At 42.3% G+C, this 21,398-nt stretch carries 20 protein-coding genes and 1 other annotated feature; of the genes, 6 read left to right on the forward strand and 14 right to left on the reverse strand.

Going from position 1 to position 21,398, the window contains the following annotated elements:
* Positions 1 to 65: 65 nt before the first annotated feature.
* From H513_RS0107455 to H513_RS0107465, 3 genes are all read left to right on the forward strand, one after another.
* Positions 66 to 647: a CYTH domain-containing protein gene (locus H513_RS0107455; RefSeq protein ID WP_026800182.1), complete on the forward strand. Its 582-nt coding sequence runs from the start codon at positions 66 to 68 to the stop codon at positions 645 to 647.
* A 61-nt stretch (positions 648 to 708) separates the two neighbouring features.
* Positions 709 to 1,113 carry a globin domain-containing protein gene (locus H513_RS0107460; RefSeq protein ID WP_026800183.1) on the forward strand — a complete coding sequence of 135 codons (405 nt, stop codon included), beginning with the start codon at positions 709 to 711 and terminating at the stop codon, positions 1,111 to 1,113.
* Positions 1,110 to 2,003: a ClpXP adapter SpxH family protein gene (locus H513_RS0107465; RefSeq protein WP_026800184.1), complete on the forward strand. Its 894-nt coding sequence runs from the start codon at positions 1,110 to 1,112 to the stop codon at positions 2,001 to 2,003. The genes H513_RS0107460 and H513_RS0107465 overlap by 4 nt, the downstream gene beginning before the upstream one ends.
* Before the next feature lie 674 nt (positions 2,004 to 2,677).
* Here H513_RS0107465 and pepF read toward each other — a convergent pair.
* From pepF to mecA, 4 genes are all read right to left on the reverse strand, one after another.
* Complete coding sequence (gene pepF / locus H513_RS0107475) at positions 2,678 to 4,480, reverse strand: oligoendopeptidase F (protein WP_026800185.1); 1,803 nt, start codon at positions 4,478 to 4,480, stop codon at positions 2,678 to 2,680.
* 126 nt (positions 4,481 to 4,606) lie between these two features.
* The gene (locus H513_RS0107480) at positions 4,607 to 5,725 is read right to left on the reverse strand and encodes a competence protein CoiA (protein ID WP_026800186.1); all 1,119 of its coding nucleotides are present in this window, start codon (positions 5,723 to 5,725) and stop codon (positions 4,607 to 4,609) included.
* A gap of 117 nt (positions 5,726 to 5,842) precedes the next feature.
* Entirely contained in the window at positions 5,843 to 7,354 is a 1,512-nt protein-coding gene (gene cls / locus H513_RS0107485; RefSeq protein ID WP_026800187.1) for a cardiolipin synthase, read from the reverse strand.
* Between the two features lie 170 nt (positions 7,355 to 7,524).
* Positions 7,525 to 8,217, reverse strand: a complete 693-nt coding sequence (mecA, locus tag H513_RS0107490; protein ID WP_026800188.1) for an adaptor protein MecA — start codon at positions 8,215 to 8,217, stop codon at positions 7,525 to 7,527.
* A gap of 326 nt (positions 8,218 to 8,543) precedes the next feature.
* Here mecA and H513_RS0107495 point away from each other — a divergent pair, with 326 nt between their 5' ends.
* Entirely contained in the window at positions 8,544 to 9,209 is a 666-nt protein-coding gene (locus H513_RS0107495) for a TerC family protein (RefSeq protein ID WP_026800189.1), read from the forward strand.
* Between the two features lie 40 nt (positions 9,210 to 9,249).
* Here H513_RS0107495 and spxA read toward each other — a convergent pair whose 3' ends face one another.
* The 8 genes from spxA to H513_RS0107535 all read right to left on the reverse strand — a co-directional run bounded on the left by spxA (position 9,250) and on the right by H513_RS0107535 (position 18,107).
* Positions 9,250 to 9,645, reverse strand: coding sequence for a transcriptional regulator SpxA (gene spxA / locus H513_RS0107500; RefSeq protein WP_026800190.1), 396 nt, complete (start codon positions 9,643 to 9,645; stop codon positions 9,250 to 9,252).
* Positions 9,646 to 9,891: 246 nt separating this feature from the next.
* A complete protein-coding gene (locus H513_RS0107505; RefSeq protein WP_026800191.1) occupies positions 9,892 to 10,479 on the reverse strand; it encodes a GNAT family N-acetyltransferase in 588 nt (195 codons plus the stop codon).
* A gap of 193 nt (positions 10,480 to 10,672) precedes the next feature.
* The gene (locus H513_RS0107510; RefSeq protein ID WP_026800192.1) at positions 10,673 to 11,884 is read right to left on the reverse strand and encodes a putative glycoside hydrolase; all 1,212 of its coding nucleotides are present in this window, start codon (positions 11,882 to 11,884) and stop codon (positions 10,673 to 10,675) included.
* A gap of 216 nt (positions 11,885 to 12,100) precedes the next feature.
* Complete coding sequence (locus tag H513_RS0107515) at positions 12,101 to 13,027, reverse strand: ABC transporter ATP-binding protein (protein ID WP_026800193.1); 927 nt, start codon at positions 13,025 to 13,027, stop codon at positions 12,101 to 12,103.
* Positions 13,024 to 14,079, reverse strand: coding sequence for an ABC transporter ATP-binding protein (locus tag H513_RS0107520; RefSeq protein WP_026800194.1), 1,056 nt, complete (start codon positions 14,077 to 14,079; stop codon positions 13,024 to 13,026). Before H513_RS0107520 ends, H513_RS0107515 begins: the two co-directional genes overlap by 4 nt.
* A gap of 17 nt (positions 14,080 to 14,096) precedes the next feature.
* Positions 14,097 to 15,257, reverse strand: a complete 1,161-nt coding sequence (opp3C, locus tag H513_RS0107525) for an oligopeptide ABC transporter permease (protein ID WP_026800195.1) — start codon at positions 15,255 to 15,257, stop codon at positions 14,097 to 14,099.
* Between the two features lie 3 nt (positions 15,258 to 15,260).
* Positions 15,261 to 16,190, reverse strand: a complete 930-nt coding sequence (opp3b, locus tag H513_RS0107530; RefSeq protein WP_026800196.1) for an oligopeptide ABC transporter permease — start codon at positions 16,188 to 16,190, stop codon at positions 15,261 to 15,263.
* A 168-nt stretch (positions 16,191 to 16,358) separates the two neighbouring features.
* On the reverse strand, positions 16,359 to 18,107 hold the full coding sequence (locus tag H513_RS0107535) for a peptide ABC transporter substrate-binding protein (protein WP_026800197.1): 1,749 nt from the start codon (positions 18,105 to 18,107) through the stop codon (positions 16,359 to 16,361).
* 400 nt (positions 18,108 to 18,507) lie between these two features.
* Between H513_RS0107535 and H513_RS0107540 the strand changes: the two genes are divergently transcribed.
* Both H513_RS0107540 and trpS read left to right on the forward strand, forming a co-directional pair.
* Positions 18,508 to 18,885, forward strand: a complete 378-nt coding sequence (locus tag H513_RS0107540) for a DUF3899 domain-containing protein (RefSeq protein ID WP_026800198.1) — start codon at positions 18,508 to 18,510, stop codon at positions 18,883 to 18,885.
* Positions 18,886 to 18,940: 55 nt separating this feature from the next.
* Positions 18,941 to 19,151 (forward strand) — a binding site (T-box leader).
* Between the two features lie 115 nt (positions 19,152 to 19,266).
* On the forward strand, positions 19,267 to 20,268 hold the full coding sequence (gene trpS, locus H513_RS0107545; protein WP_026800199.1) for a tryptophan--tRNA ligase: 1,002 nt from the start codon (positions 19,267 to 19,269) through the stop codon (positions 20,266 to 20,268).
* A gap of 49 nt (positions 20,269 to 20,317) precedes the next feature.
* Here the strand turns inward: trpS and H513_RS0107550 are convergent, their stop codons facing one another.
* Complete coding sequence (locus tag H513_RS0107550) at positions 20,318 to 21,073, reverse strand: YjbA family protein (protein WP_026800200.1); 756 nt, start codon at positions 21,071 to 21,073, stop codon at positions 20,318 to 20,320.
* An 86-nt stretch (positions 21,074 to 21,159) separates the two neighbouring features.
* Positions 21,160 to 21,369, reverse strand: coding sequence for a YuzI family membrane protein (locus H513_RS0107555; RefSeq protein ID WP_026800201.1), 210 nt, complete (start codon positions 21,367 to 21,369; stop codon positions 21,160 to 21,162).
* Positions 21,370 to 21,398 lie beyond the last annotated feature (29 nt).

The following is a 21,398-nucleotide window of genomic DNA, read 5'->3' on the forward strand; positions in this document are numbered from 1 at the left end:
TTGCAATCTGAAACGAACTCGTCAATAATAGAGTCGCACATTCGACACGTAACGGAGGAAAAAGTATGTCACAAGAAATTGAAATTGAATTTAAGAACCTAGTTGAAGAGAACGAATATCACAAACTAATGAACGCATTTAACCTTAAACAAGAAGACCTGTTTTCTCAGACCAATCACTATTTCGAGACAAACGATCACGCTTTAAAATCCCACAAGGCCGCTCTACGTATACGAAAAAAGAACGATACGTGGACACTAACCTTGAAAGAACCTCATCCAGAAGGACTCTTAGAGACCCATGATACACTTACAGAAGAAGAGGCTCGTGCATGGATGAACAACACGCCTACAGACGCCCCTCATGTGATGAAGAGACTAAACGCTTTACAAGTTCCTGTTTCTTCCTTACGCTATTTAGGAGCGTTAACGACGGAACGAATTGAAGTGCCTTATAATGAGACTACCGTCGTTCTAGACAAGAGTCTATACAACGGTCAAAGTGACTATGAACTAGAATTAGAAGCGTCAGAGAAACAGCATGGATCAGACGTCTTTCACTCTCTATTGTCCCAATACGACATTCCTAAACGAGAGACACCGAATAAGATCCAACGTTTCTACAATTCTCTCTCAGAAACAGAATAATTGCTATGAATCATAATCCATTGCTAAAATAAGAAAAACGAACGAGAAAGGAATATGTACTATGAGTCAATCTCACCGCACGCTTTATGATGCCATTGGCGGATTTGAAGCAGTGGACCTTCTCGTCGAAGCATTTTATAAGCGCGTTGCAGAACATGAAGAACTGCAACCGATCTTTCCAAATGATTTAACGGAAACTGCTCGAAAACAAAAACAGTTTCTATCACAATTTCTAGGAGGCCCTGCATATTACACCGAAGAGCACGGACATCCTATGTTAAGAGCAAGACATTTACCCTTTGAGATTACACCTTCCAGACGAAATGCGTGGCTTTCATGCATGCATGAAGCTATGGAGGAAATTGAGATGGAAGAACCCTATTTCAGTGTGTTATTTGAGCGTCTCACAAGAACGGCTCATCATATGACGAACACACCGGGTGATGGGAAAGGAGAATCGATGTGAGTTGGAACACGTCTGGGGCACAAAACAACACGAACAAACAACAGACATCCCAGTACGGTTTTTTCGACTTCTTAAAGAAACCCGTTGAGATTTATGTGTTTGTGGACCCTCTCTGTTCAGATTGTTGGTCGCTCGAACCTTATATCAAGAAACTAATGATAGAATATGGCCGTTACTTCACGTTTCGACCTATTATCAGCGGGAAGCTCACATCACTCAACGCAGATCATTACAATAAACCTGATGATATCGCCAAAGTATGGGAGAAAACATCAAGCCGTACTGGAATGAGCTGCGATGGGGATGTATGGTTTGAGAATCCTGTCTCTTCACCATGGATTACAGCATTAGCCATCAAAGCTGCTGAATTACAAGGTCGAAAACCAGGGATGCGTTTCTTAAGAAAAGTGCAAGAGTATCTATTCTTGAACAAACAGAACATTTCCAATCAAGAAGTACTCATGCAATGTGCCCATGAAGCGAATATTGATATCGAAGAATTTGAGAAAGACCTTCATTCCGACTCTGCGAAACGAGCCCTTCAATGTGATTTGAAGCTTACACGAGAGATGGAAGTGGAGGAGACCCCTTCTATTGTTCTATTTAATCAACTAGAAGAAGAAGAGGGCATTAAGATAAGCGGTCTTTATCCGTATCATGTTTATGTACAAGTTCTTGAAGAGATGTTACAGAAGACACCACAGGCTGCACAAAAGCCATCTCTTGAAGAATTTATGAAACATTTCGGCTTCGTAGCCAATAAGGAGATCTCAACGGTCTTTGACTGGTCCGAAAGTCGAACTGAATGTGAGATGAAGAAGCTTCTCCTTAAACAACAAGTAGAACGAGTTCCTGTCAAACACGGAACGTTCTGGCGCTATTCAGGTTAGAAATCCACCTATGTGTAATAGGTGGATTTTTTTGTCCTTATGTTACTACCTGTTTCAGACAGCAGATAAACAACCAATTATTCCCTAGTCGTTAAATTTTAATAAGACTAGGAAATTTATGTTCTTGTAAACGATTACATGTTTATGTATTAAAAGGGCCAAGCAAAGCTTGGCCACTACACGTTGTCTTTTATAGACAAAAGGGGGGATGGGAGAAAGATTCACGGTCAAACAAAGGGGTTATTGTTTGTATGTGATTCATTTCACAGTTTATATATTATCAGCTGCCCCATGGGAATGCAACCAATATAACCAAAAAAATTAATAGTTCACATTTTCGTCAATAAAAAAACCGCTATCATTCCAGAATATCGGAAATTATCGTTCGCATACACTGTAATAACAGTGTTTTAGGGGGATGAATCGATGAATTCATTTATATGGTTTTGGCTTATGATGACAATCCTAGCATTTTTCTTTAATATTTTTGGCATGATGTTCCTCTATCCCATCTACCTTACAATGCCTTGTTTGTTCGTTACAATTTTCTTTACGGTCTTTAGCATTATGAGACGGAAACGGTTCAGGGGTTTCTTATAGCTTTCTCCCCTACTTCATCAACCATAAAGCTACACATAAGAAAGCCCCCATCTACGCAAGATGGGGGCTTTGTCTTATTGCTTAATCAGTTTCTCAAACTCAGCAAGCTTTGCTTCAAATACGTCAAGCGCAGCTAGGATTGGCTCTTTCGATGTCATGTCGACACCAGCCTTCTTCAACACTTCGATCGGATAATCACTGCTACCCGCCTTCAAGAAGGCTTTGTAGCGTTCTACTGCCGTGTCGCCTTCTTTCTGAATTTGACTCGCAAGTGCTGTCGCAGCAGAGTATCCAGTTGCATATTGGTACACATAGTAATTGTAATAGAAGTGAGGAATGCGAGCCCACTCTATGCCAATCTCGTCATCAATTACGATATCTTCTCCGAAGTACTTCTTGTTCAGGTCGTAGTAGATGCTTGTTAACTTCTCAGACGTTAACGCTTCTCCCTCTTGTGCGCGCTTATGAATCTCATGCTCAAACTCCGCAAACATCGTCTGACGGAATACCGTCCCACGGAAACCTTCCAAGAAGTGATTTAACAAGTACAGCTTTCGCTTCTCGTCATTTGTTTCTTGGAGCAGGTATTCATTCAATAACGATTCATTCGTCGTTGACGCTACTTCTGCTACGAAGATGGAGTAGTTCCCATAGCGGAATGGCTGCTCCTTCGTCGTATAATAACTGTGTAGAGAGTGACCTAGCTCATGGGCAAGCGTGAACAGGTTGTTCAAATTGCTCTGCCAGTTCATAAGGATGTACGGATTTGTTCCATACGTACCAGAAGAATAAGCACCGCTTCGTTTCCCTTTATTCTCTTCAACGTCAATCCAGCGATTCTCATAGCCTTCTTTAATAATGGACGTATATTCATCCCCGAGCGGAGCCAATCCCTTCAGAACAAGTTCCTTGGCCTCTTCATAAGGAACATCCATGTCGACGTCTTTCACAAGATCCGCATAGAGGTCATACATATGCACCTCATCCAGTTCAAGCACTTCCTTACGAAGCTGTACATAACGATGAAGAGCTGGCAAGCGGTCATGAACAGCCTCAACTAGGTTATCGTAGACCTGCTCTGGAATCTTATTCTTATCAAGGGCACTATGACGAGCTGAATCATAGTTGCGCAGATTCGCATACAGATTATGCTTCTTCACTGAACCACTAAGTGTTGTGGCAAAGGTGTTCTTGTACTTCCCGAACGTGTCGTACATGGCCTTGAAGGCTTGTTTACGTACTTCACGGTCTGGAGATTTAAGATATCGGATATAGCGGCCGTGCGTAAGGTCCACATCATTGCCGTCCTCATCTTGAATTGTTGGGAAATCGATGTCAGCGTTGTTTAAAGCTCCGAAGGTCTGACTTGGAGTAGAAGCTACTTCAGAGAACTGTGCAAGCATCGCTTCCTCTTTCTCACTAAGTGTGTGAGGTTTCGCACGAAGAATTTCGTTCAACGAATGGCGATATTCTTCTAGCCCACTGTTCTCCTTAATAAAGGATTCTACTTTCCCTTCTTCCATCGCTAAGATCTCAGGATCGATATAACTCATGGCACTACTTACTCCAGTAAGCAGGTTCTCTGCACGAGTGTTCAACTCTTGGTAATGAGAGTTCGTTGTATCCTGGTCATTGCGCATGTGAGCGTATGTATAGAGCTTCCCAATCCGGTTCGCAACTTCATCTTGAAGCTTTAATAAATCAAGTAATGTATCTGCAGATTCGTGTAATTGGCCTTGGTACTCTTTAAGATTTGGCAATAACTCTTTAATTGCCGTAAATTCCTGTTCCCATTCTTGATCACTTGAGAAAATGTCTTCAAGTCTCCATGTCTTTTCAACAGGGATTTCTTCGCGTTTTGGCAGTTCCTTCGCCATGACTATTCCTCCTTGTACTCGTCCTACCTATACCATGTTCGGGATAGAGCGAGGATACCCTTTTTTTCAGAAAATTTATTCTTTATTTTCCTCATGTTCATTATACCCCATTGCCCCCGGAACATGCTAAAAAAGTGCGATGCATAACTTGTTGTTTAACGCCTCATCCTGTTCATAGGCATGAGGCACACACTCTGGAAATACGATCGGCTTTCGTTTCACATATCCCCCTTCCACCCGCTCAAAGATCTTGAGACGACACAGGACATCCATGTAATGGATAACACCTGTTTTCTTCTTGTTAGAATGGAAATATGAGTACACCCCTCCAATCTGAATGGGATCCAGTTCATCGAGGACAAGTCGGCTTTGCCACACGTAGTTCGGTTCTCCCCACTCATGTTCCAAAACAGGTATACAGCAAATAGAAGGCAAGAGGCTTGGATGATATCCCTTTAGGTAAAGCCATTGAAACCATTGATTCTCTTTCGAATTGGGATTTTGATTTGGACGCATAGAACGCCATTTCTTTCTTGAAAGGACGATGGAATGAAAGTAGGATTCGACATGAAGGGGGCGGGTAAAGGTTAGGAGCGTGGATAAGGATAAAGAATGAAGTTTGTGAGAAGACACGGTGGTGAGGGCTCTTGTGGATGAAAGAGGATAAGGATGTTGGTGAAGAATAAAACGCTCGGTATCCGAGCAGTACGCATAAAGAGTAATGGAGGGTGACCGAGGCAGTTGATAGAAGAAAGCTTGGTCTAAGCTTGAGAGGGCTTGAGTCATTCGCTTTCGTTTCCCTAGTGAGGTTGCACCGCGAATCCATATAGGAATAATCCCCGCGCGTTTAAAGCCTGTTGTTCGCCTTTGCCACTCTGTTAGCGATAGAGAAGCACATTGGTATTCGAATGCTAGGGTGTGGGTTTTACTTCTTACTAGTACGTCAGGGCGCTGTTGAATGGATGGCACATATTCCTCGAGTGTTGTATCATACCCTTGCTTCTTTAGCCATTGATATAGTTGAATCTTTCCATTCTCGTGATAACCCCCTTCCCCTTCATTGTGTACACATGTACTTCTTCTGTAATGAGCAAAGTGCGGTACCGTACGTGGACCACTACGAATCATCACTCTTTCCTCACAATGAGGACAATAGAAAGCCCCACCACGAAGGTTGTCAATCTCATCACGCGATTGTTTCATCAATAAGACAAGCTTGCCACTTGAATGAACAGCTTGCAGCAAAGCACATCACCTCCACCCTATACTTTCCACAACCATCTCAGTAATCCTTCTTCCTTTCTTCTTCATTACGATTCGAACGAAAAAAATCCACCCTCAACTATAGAAGGTGGATTCTCCTTACAACAACGGGGAGAGCAATCGAGCAGTCGATTCCATTACGCGCATAAGAATGGAACGTTTATTGAAGTCTTGGAGCTTCAACTGATTGGAGTTGTCTATATCTGTTAAGAAGTTCTGTACGAGCGTTTCTGTACTCTTCGTTCGGTATAAGAATGCATTGACCTCAAAGTTCAAGTGAAAACTCCGCATATCCATATTGGATGTCCCAATCGATGCAAGCTCTTGGTCGACGATAATGACCTTGCTGTGAAGAAAGCCTTTCTCATATTCGTAAATGTTCACTCCCGCTTCAAGAAGTTCAGGGAAGTAGGAACGGGAGGCATGAAAGACAATTCGTTTATCAGGACGGTTCGGCACAAGCAGTTTCACATCCACGCCACTTAAGGCCGCTACCTTCAAAGCGCTCAAGATATCCTCATCCGGGATGAAGTAAGGGGAAGCGATATAAATGGATTCCTTAGCAGAGACAATCATGGAGAAGAATACACTCTTAATTACCTCCCATTGGTTGTCTGGCCCACTTGCAATCATTTGAACGCCGCCACGACCTTCATGTTCAATTAAGTTAGGTGAAAGGTAATTCGATGTGAGCAACGTATCCCCTGTCATATAGAACCAATCCTGCAAGAAGATGAGTTGCAGGCTTCGAACGGCTTCTCCTTCTACGTACATATGCGTGTCACGCCAGTCCCCAAAGTACGCATTCCGGCCAATATATTCATCCCCGATATTTAGTCCTCCGACGAAACCTACATTTCCATCGACTACGACAATTTTCCGGTGATTTCGAAAGTTAATCTTGTTGTTTAAGAAAGGTAACCGTACCGGTGAGAAGGGAACAACACGAACTCCAGCCCGTTCCAATTCATCCTTATACGCTTGTGACAGCTTCCAGCTACCAACAGCATCATACAAGAAGCGAACTTCTACACCCTCCTGCGCCTTTCGAATTAGAATGTCTTTAATTTCTTTACCGATTTCATCATGACGTACAATGTAGTATTCCATATGGATGTGATGCTCTGCCTTCTCCAATTCTTCCATTAATCGCTTGAACTTAACGACACCATTCGTCAAGATTTCAGTCTTTGTATTAAAGGAGATTGGAGAATTTCCAATTCGCTGAGCAAGCTGGAACAGCAAGCGCTGGTGGTCCCCCATTTGTTCTGTTTCAATGGTGGTCATGGAACCGGCTCGTTCAATCTTCTGGAACGCCTGTTCATCCATCGCTGCTTTTCTTCTAAACATCTTTCGCTTACGATAATTCACGCCAAACAGCATGTAAAAGAAGAAGCCCACAATAGGAAATACAGCCAACACAAGTAACCACGTCAATGTCTGCGTAGGTTGTCGATTCTCGAAGAAGATAACGAATCCGATAAAGACAGCCGACAACGTAAACATCACAGATAGCGAGGTAAGGAGTCGTCCTTCCCAGAAATCATTCGTCACGTATAATAAGCCAAATAAGATCAATATAAAAACAAGGATTTGTATCCGTTTAAACATGTGACTTCTTCCCTTCTCTCTATCCTTCTCTCTATTACGATATGTTGAAGGAAAAGTTTCAAACCAACCTAACCATATAGGAATTAGAAATGTGTTGCAACTGTCCCCATTCAACCACAAAAAAACGACAACCTTACTTGGGTTGTCGTCATGAAAGCGTAAGCTCTACCTTATGATTGTGGGAAATAGCTGCGAATATTTTGAAGCGCATCCTCATTAAAGATTACTTTGCCATACTCTTCAAGGCGATATACGGTCATCGTGGACTCTGAACCAAACTCAAGAAGTTGACTAAGGATATTCTCCTGCTCTTCATCTGTCTGGTCTTCTTCGCCGAATTCAACGTATAAGAAGTATTTATCTTCAAAGTGATACAGTTGGTCTGCTACCATTTCATTATTGTTGAAGTAGTGGCTTAATTGGATGACATGTTCAAAGTCTTTAAATTCAAGAACAAAGGAAAGGTCGTCCCCATGTGATTGGACAGCATCTTCTTTAGATTCTTCAGACGTTTGGTCTTCCCCATATTGAGATTGAATCATGGACTCAAGCTTCTCTTCCATTGGAATTTCAAGACCTTTGCCATTCTCATCAGGAAGTTCTAAGTTCTGTCCATCGTTCGATAGTTGCGCTTTCGTCACGACAACCTCAAGACCGCGGTCCATTGCTTGAACTTGAATCCAAAGAGGCCCTTCTATATTAAAATCTTCTTTAATATTCACTTCGTCCATCATTTGCCAGAACAATTGCTCACTTCTATCTCTGTTGTACCAAATCTCTTCTTTGTTAAATCCTCGATCTTCAATATCCACATAAGTGATGTAGAACTTAACAGTGTTCTCATTGATACGTTCGATTTCCATTCTACTCTCTCCCTTCTGCTCTTATAAGTTTTGGGTGGAAGGGACAACTTCACCCTCAAGGTTTGCTTTCTAATCACATACCCTGTGACGGTTAGTTTCAACCATTTGATAGGCTGTCATGCTTCATTTGATTTATTTTTATTTTATGATAAGTGAACTCATTTTGAAAATAGAATTGCTCAAAATGGCAAAAAACAAACGAATAACCAGATAGAGCTTTGACATAAGCTATCATTATGAAGCTTAGACTGTGATTAGTTGAGTTTATTCATCATTCTATCTGAACTATGTGTGTTTGTCACTACATATGAAGGAGGTTTAACGTAGTGGATCTCGAAACGCTCCAATCGCTTCTTATTATCATCGGAATAGACATTGTACTTGGAGGCGACAACGCCATTGTTATTGCTCTAGCCAGTCGTAATTTGCCGAAACCACAGCGTAACAAGGCCATCTTGTGGGGAACTGGGCTCGCGATTGGAATCCGCGTCGTCTTAACCGCGGTCGCCTTATACTTGCTCCAAATTCCCTTCCTCCGATTCATTGGTGGCATTTTGCTGATTTATATAGCCATTAAGCTTGTAACTGATAAAGGAGAGGATCCTGATATTGAAGCAGGAGAGTCCCTTTCTGCTGCAATTAAAACGATTGTCTTCGCTGATCTCGTGATGGGATTCGACAATGTCCTAGCTATCGCCGGTGCTTCCAATGATAATATCTGGCTCGTCATCATTGGACTCGCTGTGTCCGTTCCGATTATTATTTGGGGAAGTAAGCTAATCCTTAAACTGCTTGAGAAATATCCGGTACTTGTGTATATAGGGGCTGCCATACTCGCATATACAGCCGCTGAAATGATCTTGAATGAAGGGCGCTTTCAAACATTTTATGAGAACAATGAATACCTCCATTGGGTCATCCCAATCGGAATCATCGGTCTTGTGCTTCTCCTCGGGTACATGTTTAACCGCCGAAGACAAGTCGCCACATAAAGAAAGCTCCACAGGGTATCTCCTGTGGAGCTTTCTTCTATTAGTTAACCAAACGCTGTGCCTCGCGTAGTTGAAAAGAGCGCACTTTACGAGGTAGGAAGCGACGAATTTCATCCTCGTTGTATCCAACTTGAAGGCGTTTCTCGTCAACGATAATTGGTCGACGCAGAAGGCCTGGACTTTGAGAGATCATATCAAATAGGTTCTTTAGCGGGAGATCGTCAAGGTCAACGTCCATTTCTTGGAACACTTTGGAGCGTGTTGAGATAATTTCTTCCGTTCCATCCTCTGTCATGCGGAGCACTTCTTTCACTTCGTCTATGTTCAACGGCTCTGAGAATATGTTTCGCTCTACAAACGGGATGTCGTGCTCTTCTAACCAGGCTTTCGCTTTACGGCAAGACGTGCAACTTGGAGAAGTATAAAGTGTGACCATTTAAAATCTTCACTCCTCAATAATGAAATATATAGCCTTAACTATTTAAATCGCTTCTTACATTGCAATGACTCTAATCTGATAGCTTATTTTTAGTATACTACAACCATTTCCAAAGCGGTAGGTCCATGTTGATGAGTTTTTTGCCAAAATATAACGTTCAATGTACATACATAGGAGTGATACCACTTTTTCATTTGTCTGAAACATAAATGAGCAAAATAGTTTTGTAATTTTACGGAATAATTATTTCGTCGCTTTCAATTCTGCAAGAATATTCTCCATATCACGATTCTCATCTAGCGTGAGAACTTCGTCTGCTGATTGATAAGACTTCCCATAAATTTCTTTGTCTTTGTACGCATGAATATTCTTATACATCATCTTCATCTTCTCATAAATGGATGATTCAGGTTCGTGTTCTGGGGACCAGTAGAGGATTTCCATATGGTTAATTTCATTTGTGGCTAAGGACTTTCTCGCATACCCAATGGACGTTGCATGCTGAAATCCTTCTTTCTGATAGAAACGAAGGCGCTTCTCCGTATCTGTATCTTCATAGTCTACAGGTTCTACCTCAAGGATGATGGGTTTACCTTTAGACTTGAGTTTCTCAATGAGTTGATGACCGATACCTTTCCCTCTTGCATTTGATGAAACCCATACGTAATCGATGAAGAGGAACGTATCGAACTCTCCATACATCATGACGTGGTCTGGACTCTCGTCCTTATAATAGACGTCACTTCTCTCTTTCAGAAGCAATTCCATATGCTTCTTCGATTTCATTTCCTCGATTGGGAAGTACTCATTTAACTTCTCATACCAATTCATTGATCTACTCCTTTATACGTAGTCTACCTAATTATAACGAACTTTCAAACTATTGTTAAATCGTTTTCATACTGATTCTGTCGACATTTTTTCCTTTTACCTAGTAAGTCATGCATGAAACAGGAATATTCTCAGATTTCCTTACAAATGCAAAGAAAAGCACCGCTTTCCGTCAAAGCGATGCCTCTCTCTGTTATGGGGTGTAGTCGACCCCTTCTGTATAGTTGTTGGAAGAATTCCATAAGAGGAATTCATTGATTCCATTTTCATTTAAAGCTCGAATTTGTGCTTCTACTTCATTCTTTCCATACGTAAATGATGGTCCGCTATATAGCCAAGAAGCGGTAAAGTCTTGAATCCACGGCCTTGATACTGGAGGATTCTCAAGTTCCGCTAAACGTTCATTCTCCACTTTCGCATATTCATTAACAAGTTCATATGGTTTCGTATCTGGCTTATCGATACCGAAGTAAGAAGTCCAGTGACTCGGATAAATCATGGATGAGATGACGTCGACGTTTGAAGAGATCTTGGAGAAGTTCTGACCGATACCTGGTGCTTCAGGGATCGTAGCCGAATACCCAAAGATATCTACGGATACATCTACATCGTAATTCGAAAGCTGTTCATTGGCGTACTCCACGAAGTCCGTAACGGCTGTGACACGCTTCTGAACATTATCTCCCTCTACACCCGCATAATCGCCTTCTGAATAGGACAATTCTTCATCACGACGCTCGAATCCTTCAGGGAAACGCACGTAATCAAACTGAATCTCCTGAAAGCCCATTTCAGCTGCTTGTTTCGCAATTTCTACATTATAGTCCCATACTTCTTTCATGAATGGGTTCACAAATGATTCGCCTTTTCCGTTCTTCCACACTTGGCCATTCTTCGTAAAGGACCACTCGGGCTTCTTAGCTGCGAGCTTAGTATCCTTGAATACAACCACGCGTGCAATCGGGTAAATCTGTTCTTCCTCTAGTCGCTCAAGCAGTTTACGTGGGTCATCAATATAGCCCGTTCCGACATCCGCATAAGGAGAATCCTCTTCTGGTTGGAACGTTAAGATGCCTGCATCTTCTTTGATGTCAATAACCATCGAGTTTAAGTCTGTGGACTGAATTAAATCAACCAGCCGCTCAAACCGCGCTCCGCCAGCACTTGGCCCTGTCACGTATACACCACGAACGGCATCAGGATACTCGAAATCAAGCCCTGAATCATAAACAAAACGTGGGACCCTGTCAGGTAGCGTTCTCGCTTCTAGTGTCGTTTGGTTCGTTGTGTGATGCGTTGCCTTGTGAGTCTCACCTGATGTTTCTGCACTAGTATGTAATGGCATAAGCAAACTTGTGAGGAGAACTCCCGCGAGGCCTAACGTCTTTAGCTGTTTTTTCTCCATATACATCAAACTCCTGCTTCCATAGTCTATAACTCTATTATAAAAGAGAAATGTCGCAAAATGGGATTATTTTTCGATTTTTCTTATCAATGGCGAAAAAATGCATCCCAAGTCTCACACAACTATGATATCAGACTACGCTTTATTCTTCCATAATATTCTATTTACCATCATGAAAAAATCTCCCTAGTTCGACAACTAGAGAGATTGGTAGTCTTATTGATTTTGTAGCGCATCCATTTCTTTCGTCGTACAAAGCACCCAATGACCTGGCTTTACTTCACGGAACTCCGGTTCTTCACTTTGGTCATGGTCTTTCGGGTCGTAGGTTACCCGTACACGATTACGCTCATAATTTGGGTCTGGCAAAGGAATGGCAGACAAGAGCGATTTCGTATAAGGGTGCATTGGGTTCTTGTATAACTCATCAGCATCTGCAAGCTCAACTAGACGCCCAAAGTACATCACCCCAATACGATCGCTAATGTATTTCACCATCGACAAATCATGCGCAATGAACAAGTACGTGAGATCTTGTTCCTTCTGAAGCTTCTTCATCAAGTTAACAACCTGCGCCTGAATTGATACATCAAGTGCAGATATTGGCTCATCCGCGATAATGAAATCAGGCTCAACAGCAAGCGCTCGTGCAATTCCGATACGCTGACGCTGACCACCACTAAACTCGTGAGGGTAACGACTGGCATGGTCTTTATTGAGTCCTACTGTCTCAAGCAATTCGTGCACTCGCTTCTGACGCTCTTTCTGCGTCTTTACAAGTCCATGAATATCAAGTCCCTCTGAAATGATGTCTTCTACAGTCATACGAGGATTTAAGGATGCATAAGGGTCTTGGAAGATCATTTGCATCTTACGGTTAAATTCGAGTTGCTTGTCTTTAGAAAGCTTCCCTTGTACGTTCTCCCCGTCAAAGATGACTTCTCCATCTGTCGCGTCGTACAGTCGGATAATTGTACGGCCCGTTGTGGACTTTCCACAACCAGACTCTCCAACTAAGCCAAACGTTTCACCCTTCTTAATATTAAACGTTAGCCCATCGACAGCTTTAATGACATTCTTACGACCACTAGGAAAGTGTTGTTTAAGATTTTTAATTTCGAGTAAGTTTTGTGCTTCGCTCATCGTTGTCCACCTCCATTGGCACTAGCCTCTGCAAAGCCAGCCATACGTTTCTTAACAGCCTCTGGCGGCTCAATTTTCGGTGCGTGTTCGTGGAGCAGCCAAGTGGCAGCATAGTGCGTATCTGACACTTTAAACATTGGCGGCTCCTGCTCCTCATCAATCTTCATCGCATACTCATTACGCGCTGCAAATGCGTCACCCTTAGGAGGATTAAGCAAATCTGGTGGTGAACCAGGAATGGCAAATAGCTCTTCCTCTGCATTATCAAGAGTCGGCATTGAACCGAGTAGTCCCCACGTATACGGGTGCTTCGGATTATAGAAGATATCATCCACCGTGCCAACTTCTACAATCTTCCCTGCATACATCACCGCTACACGATCGGCAACGTTCGCTACTACACCAAGGTCGTGTGTAATGAAGATGATGGATGTTTCTGTTCGTTTCTGGATATCCTTCATAAGTTCGAGGATTTGAGCTTGGATGGTTACATCAAGCGCTGTTGTTGGCTCGTCTGCAATCAATAACTTCGGATTACATGCAAGGGCAATCGCGATGACTACACGCTGACGCATTCCCCCTGAGAATTGGTGGGGATATTGATCAACACGCTCCGTGGGCTTTGGAATCCCAACCATATCAAGTAGCTCAATCGCACGCTTCTTTGCTTCACTTCGGGCCATCTTCTGGTGTTTAATCAAGCCCTCCATGATTTGATTGCCGACTTTCATCGTTGGATTTAATGAAGTCATTGGGTCTTGGAAGATCATCGACATATCACGCCCACGAATCTTGCCAAGTTCCTTCTCGCTTAGCTTCGTTAAATCACGTCCTTCAAGGAGAATCTCCCCCTGCTTGATTCGTCCTGGCGGCTGGGGAATGAGCCCCATTAACGCTTTCGTTGTAACGGATTTCCCCGATCCAGATTCTCCAACAATCGCGAGTGTCTCTCCCCTTCTCAGTTCAAGGTTTACACCACGAACGGCTTTTACTTCTCCGCTAAACGTATCAAATGATACATGTAAATCGTTTACTTCAAGAATGTTTTCCATGTTGTGGCACCTACCTTCTAGTCGCGCATCTTCGGATCTAGAGCGTCACGAAGACCGTCTGCTAAAATATTAAATCCAATCATTATTAAGGAGATGACGATAGCTGGATAGATTAATAGAAACGGATGTGTCTGTAAACTATCGAAACCACCATCAATTAACGTACCAAGTGAAGCATCTGGAGGCTGCAACCCTAGACCGATAAAGCTTAAGAACGCCTCGAAGAAGATTGCACTCGGAATCGTGAACATTGTATTAATTACGATTAACCCTGTTACGTTAGGGATTAAATGTTTACGTAGAATTCTAGAATCCGATGAGCCGAGTGTTTTAGAAGCCAGAACGAATTCTTGAGATTTCAGTTTCAGAATTTGTCCACGAACAATTCGAGCCATCGATGTCCAACCCGTAATGGTAAGGGCAATAATAATCGGGACAATTCCGGAACCAAGTACGAGGATCATCAAGATTACGATAACCAAGTTTGGAATCCCGGTAAGGATTTCGATAATACGTTGCAACGTGTTATCCACGCGCCCACCGTAGTAACCTGAAATCCCGCCGTACGCAACACCAATAACCATGTCAATAAATGCCGCAACGAGTGCGATTAGAAGAGATATTTGCGTCCCTTCCCAAATACGTGTCCATTGGTCGCGTCCTAATTTATCTGAACCGAACCAGAAATAATCTTCTTCAAATCCACCAGCAGCGTATGGATCATACGTCACTTGAATCTTCGCCATTTCTCCATTTCCACCTTCAGAGAGCACTTCAACTTCTTTGTACTCTTCATCACTACCAAAACGGAGTGTTGCGCGTTGTTCCGCTGTCATGACGTTCGCCGCTTCAAATTCTTCCGTTATTAACCCTGTAAATGGCAACCAACCTACATTCTCAAGACCTTGTATACGAGGGGGAAGCTTAGAGCGCTCGACATTCTGGTCAGTCGAACTATAGCTATTCATCAATGGGCCAACGAGAGCCATGAAGACAACGACTAATAGCATAATCAAACCGATAATCGCTCCTGTGTTTTTCTTCAATCGCATCCAGGAGTCTTTCCAGAAAGTCAAACTTGGGCGACCGATTTGTTCGCTTTCCCCGTCACGTCGCTCGACTGGGACAAACAAATCTTTGTTTGGTTGAACATTCGTGTTGAGATCTTTGTTATCCATCGCTTACTTTCCTCCCCCTGATAGACGAATTCTTGGGTCGATTAAACCGTATAAGACGTCAATTAATAGAATGACAAGCACAAATACGAATGAAATCAACAAGGTTGTTCCCATAATAACTGGGTAATCGTTCGTCATAACTGCTGTTACGAACGTGTCCCCAATTCCCGGAACAGCAAAGATGTTCTCAATAACTAAGTTACCAGTGAACAAGCTAATTACGAGTGGTCCAATAATCGTAACGAGTGGAATCAATGCATTTCGAATACCGTGCTTCCAAACCACTCCAAATTTATTGACACCTTTAGCTCGAGCAGTTGTAATGTAGTCTGCACCCATCACCTCAAGCATTTCCGTTCTCATGAAACGTGCTGCAATTGCAATCGGGAACATAGATACAGCAAGCGTAGGAAGAATGGTATAGGAGAACCCTTCCCAGAACGCCACTGGCAGCCATCCCAATTTCATCGCAATGTAATATTGCAGAATCCCCGCAAATACGAAGGATGGGATTGATTTACCCACAACTGCAACAAATGTGGAACCATAATCAATCGGGCTGTTGTGATACAACGCCGAAAGCAGTCCGAGTAGAAGACCTACTAATAAACCAAAGAATAGTCCTTGTGCGCCAAGCTGTGCGGACGGACCAAGTTTGTCTACAATAATACTTGTTACTTCACGGTTATCTTGAATAAAGGAAACACCTAGGTCCCCTTGGACTAGATTGCCCATGTAATTTAAGTATTGAATTGGTACAGGATCATTTAAGCCATATTTCTCAAGTACAATTTCTCGCTGTGCATCCGATAGCTTGTCTTCCATTGTTAGTGGAGAACCTGGAAGTGTTAAGGTAAGGAAGAACGAGATCGATGCGATGATGAATAGTGTTATGAGCATGTACACGAGTCGTTGTGCAATAAAGCGAATCATAGGCCCACCTCCAAAAAACATGTTTTATATTTGTCGAACCACGTCAAATTATCTGTATTGTCTGAAAATATCCCTTACAGGGAAAAAGAGAGAATACCCCCATCATCGATAGGCATATCCTCTCCCTAAAACTTGAATCCCATTTGCAACTGTGTACGCTACTCTTTCTTACTCACCAGACTCAGCGATGTAAGTCCACTTGAACTGGTAGTTTGGACCAGTTGGTGACTTCACTAAGTTTTGAACATTCTCATCAAGTAGGAAAGCTTCTCCTTCTTGGTAAAGTGGAGCTAGAGCTGCATCTTCAAATAAGATTTTCTCTGCTTCATAGAAGTTCTCATAACGTTTTTCTGGTTCTGTCGCGTTCTCTGTTGCTGATTGTTCGATCAATTGATCGTACTGTTCGTTTGAGTAGCCCATGTTGTTGTTTTCGCCATCCGTCACCCACATGTTCAAGAATGTGTTCGGATCAACGTAGTCAGGACCCCAACCGGAAAGAAGCACATCATATTCCATAGCGTTGTCACGACGGATACGTTCTTTAAATGGAACTAGAGCAACTTCTACCTCAAGGCCTTCTAAATCACGAGAAAGTGCACCTTGAAGATACTCTGTCATATCCTTACCAGTACTGCCATCACCAGCTAGTAGTTCAAGTGTCACAGAATCCTTGCCTAGCTCTTCAAGACCTTTGTTGAAAGCTTGTTGTGCAGCTTCAAGATCTTGTTCAAGAAAGGCACCATTCACTTCACGGAAGTCCTTACCAGAGGCAGGATCTGTAGCGAATTCTTTCGGTACATTTCCTTCCATTGGAATAGAACCGTTCTTCAGTAAGTCTTCTGTAATAGCTTTATTGTTGACAGCTAGCGCAATACCTTTACGGATGTTCTCATTTGCTAGTGCTTCATTCGTTTGGTTAAACTTCAGATAGAACAATGTTGGATTTAAAGCCATTTGCAAGTTTGGGTTAGAGACATACTTATCAACGTTATCCCCTACTAGAGAAACACGGTCAATTTGACCTGACTCATATAGGTTAACCGCTGTTGTATTTTCTTTTACGATTTTTACGTTAATTGTTTCTAGAGAAACTGCGTCAGCATCCCAATAGTCATCGTTCTTAACCATTGTCCAGCCTTCGCCTTGGTTCCATTCGCTTAATGTGAATGGTCCGTTATACACACCGTTTCCTGCTTCAAGCAAGTAATCTGTACCATATTCTTCAACTACTTTTTGGTTAGCAGGGAAGAATGTATTGAAAGTAACAAGTGATTCAAAGTAAGGAACTGGCTTTTCTAGTTCTACTTTGAACGTGTACTCATCTACCGCTTCAACACCAAGTTCGCTTGGTTCTACTTCACCGTTATTCACGGCACTTGCGTTCTTCACAACGCCGTTCATCATATATGGACCGTACTCAGAACCTACACTCGGGTCTACCGCACGTTGCCAGCCGTATACGAAGTCTTGAGCTGTTACGCTGTCACCGTTTGACCAAGTTGCGTCTTCACGCAAGTTGAATGTCCAAACCGTTCCATCTTCGTTTACTTCATGGTCTTTCGCAATTCCTGGTTCGATTGTAGGCTTGCCATCTTGGTCTGTTCCAAGACGATAAAGACCTTCCATAACGTTACCAGATGTTAAGAATCCAAATTCACCTTCAGCAAGATGCGGGTCTAAGGACTGCATATCTGCTGTTGCATATGTTGTATACACTTGTTTATCTTCTGCAGCTGGCGTACCAACTGGGCTAGGACCTACACCTTTATCTACTTGATCTCCAGATGCTTCTTCTGTTTCTTCAGAGTCAGAATCACCTGAATCAGACGAGCCATCCCCGCCAGAACATGCTGCTAGAAACATGCTAAGCACTAAGCCTAGTGCTAAAAGCAACGACCATTTTGTCGATTTTTGCATTGTTTATTGACCTCCCACGACATTTTTCTGAATTTTTCATCAGATTTTTATGTTTACAAATTGAATTATACAAGTTTTCAAATAATTGTGCATTAACTTTTTTTTAGAAATCTTAAAAAAAGCCTAAATCATTACGTTCGAATGACAAAATATAGTCATTTATACCTAGTTTATTTTACAAGTTTATCACTTGATTCGACTAATCTTGCATTGCTTTTAAGTTTTTATGCATTAAAATGTCGAATAAAGTGATATGTACCTCATAAGTTTGCATCTTCTATTCATTTTTTCGACAAATCGGAACATTATCTCTTCATAGTTCATCTTTCACCGCTTTGTCTTGACACGCGAATAATTTGTTCTACACTAAATTAAACAAATGAAAACCGGAGGCTACCTTATGAAACATTGGTTTACAAATAAATGGTTCTACCTACTCTTAAATTTGTGCGTTGCTACCCTACTTTTCTTTATCTTATCTGAGTCACGCTCCCTGGTAACGTATATTAATATGACCTTCTACTTTAGCTACGTCTACTTTTTCATCGGATTGGTCATGCTAGTTGTAAAGGGAAAATTTATCGATGGGGTGACGTATAGCTTTCGTCGCTTTAGCAATCGAATGAATATAAGTCGTCACAAGGATTACATGGATGATTGGGAGACAAAGAAGCTTCCATCCGAACTCATTAACGCACACACGTATCGGACTGTGTGGTTTCAAGCATTTGGGATGATTGGTTTTATGCTCATTCTCCTTTTCTTCTATTACATGTAACATTCAAGATTGATTTCAGAGTCATTCTTCCTTATAATATGCTTATCTTATTTCATATGAGGCAGTGAAGAAGTAAAGTACAACGCCCCTCTACGACACAGAGAGACTGTGGTGGTGAAAACAGTCCGTATGGGAAGGTTGGAAGTGGGCTTCGGAGCCTTCTACCCCGAACAAAGTAAGGGTGGACGCGTACTCAGGCGTTAGTGAGAAGTGATTTCGACAATTCGAAATAACAAGGGTGGTACCACGGTTCATTCGTCCCTTCTGCGAGGCAGAAGTGCGGGTGGACCGTTTTTATTTTTGCCTATCGAACACGCTTTCTTCTCCTACTCACAGATTTAGGAGGCAAACGTAAGACAAACTATACAATGAGGTGAAACGATGAAAACTATCTTCTCAGGAATACAACCAAGTGGCACACTGACAATCGGAAATTATATTGGCGCATTAAAACATTTCCAACAGCTCCAAGAGGATCATAATTGTTATTTCTGTGTCGTGGACGAACACGCAATTACCGTTCCCCAAGACCGTCTAGAGTTACGTAGAAATATCCGTTCTTTAGCATCACTCTACTTAGCATGTGGAATCGACCCAGAGAAGTCGACCCTGTTCATCCAATCTGAGGTCTCCGCACACACTCAGCTAGGCTGGATGCTACAAACGGTTTCCTATGTTGGGGAACTCGAACGCATGACACAGTTTAAAGACAAATCCGTCAATAAAGGAAAAGAAGGCGTATCTGCTGGCCTCCTCACGTACCCTCCATTAATGGCGTCAGATATTCTTCTATATGGAACAGATTTCGTACCCGTTGGGGAAGACCAAAAGCAACATCTTGAGCTCACTCGTAACTTAGCTCAACGATTCAACAACCGCTTCAACGACATTTTCACTGTGCCTGAAGTGAGCATTCCTAAAGTTGGGGCACGTATCATGTCTCTCCAAGAACCGACTAAGAAAATGAGTAAGTCTGATGAGAATCAAAAAGCCTTTATCTCGATGCTTGATGATGAGAAGACCATTATGAAGAAATTCAAGAGCGCCGTTACGGATTCAGAAGGCGTTGTGAAATACGACAAGGAAAACAAACCTGGCGTATCGAACTTGTTGACCATCATGTCCGTATTTACAGATGAGAGCATTGAAACTCTTGAAGAACGATATCAAGATGCTGGATATGGCACGTTTAAAACAGACGTCGCTCAATCTGTCATCGCAGTTCTTAAACCAATTCAAGAGCGCTATTATGAGCTACTTGAATCAGAAGAACTTGACGAAATTCTTGATCAAGGTGCTGAGAAAGCTAACTTCCACGCGAACAAGATGCTTAAGAAAGCAAAGAAAGCGATGGGCATCGGCCGCGCTCATCAGAAGCGATAATACGAAAAAGGAGCAACCTATAGGTAGGTTGCTCCTTTTTCGTGTTGCATTAGACACCTTTATTTACTTCTTGGCTTTGCTCTAATTCCCATAGCTTCTCAAAGAAGGGTTGTCCTTTTACGAGGTTCTGACATAAGTCGTTATGAGCTTTAGACCAACCTTGGGCAACGCCTTCATACAACTCTCTCCAAGCCTCATCAAATGTGTAGTCCTGAATAGAAGCGTAACGAGTTGGGTTCCATTCAGTTAACCAATAACGAACTTCAGGTAAATTCTGTGTCGTCTGAAGTTGGTCAATGGCCATCATGAGAAGTTGCTTCAGCTGCCGCTCTTTACGCGTCAAACCAATCATCATCGTTGGGTCTGGCGATAGGATATGATACTCTTTGTCCTCAGCCCCGTTCGCAAAACGATACGACTCAGGTTTACTATCTTCTATCATTTCATACACAAGTCTTTCCTGCCTAGGAATCAGACGACTCTTCCGAACAGGTAACGTGTACCCCATTGTATCTACAGCCAACACTGAAGATCCATTCGTGACGATGAAGGCATAATCAAGTGAAATACGTTCTTGATTCTTTCTTAAATACGCTCTTTTGCAGACAGCATCTAATAGTGACTGCGGGAGGTCTTGTAGGTCGTTTTCTATGTAGTGGTAGAGCGACGCATTCACATATAGGAGTGGGACTTGATCGAGTAGCTCAATGCCGTCTTCTTTTCTCCATTCGTGGAATGGACATACGTTGTAGCCATTCTCTTCTCCTTCAAACCAATTCACCCATACATCGTGCAAATATAGCATGTGTTCTCCCTCGCTTTTCCTACAAAATATCCTTGTAGCCATCAGTATGACCAAGTCAACAAAAATTATTCTAAATTAGTCAATATTTACAAGGAATCAGAAGGTATCTTCAACATCGCCAAACTCATGAAGACTAAGCCAATTGGGAACAAGTAACATTCTGGTCTAGTTTTAATAAAAAGGAGATAATCCATCCAACCTAAGCCTGCGGGAAGAAAATTCAAGTAGGCTATGAGCGTTACGCCTCCAGATACTGATAATCCAAAGCCTATTAGGAATAATAGAATATAACCCATTTCCTTCCTCCTAAAAAGAAGAGCTCGTC

It is taken from the genome of Pontibacillus halophilus JSM 076056 = DSM 19796 (assembly GCF_000425205.1).
In the GTDB taxonomy this organism is placed as follows: Bacteria; Bacillota; Bacilli; order Bacillales; family BH030062; genus Pontibacillus_A; species Pontibacillus_A halophilus.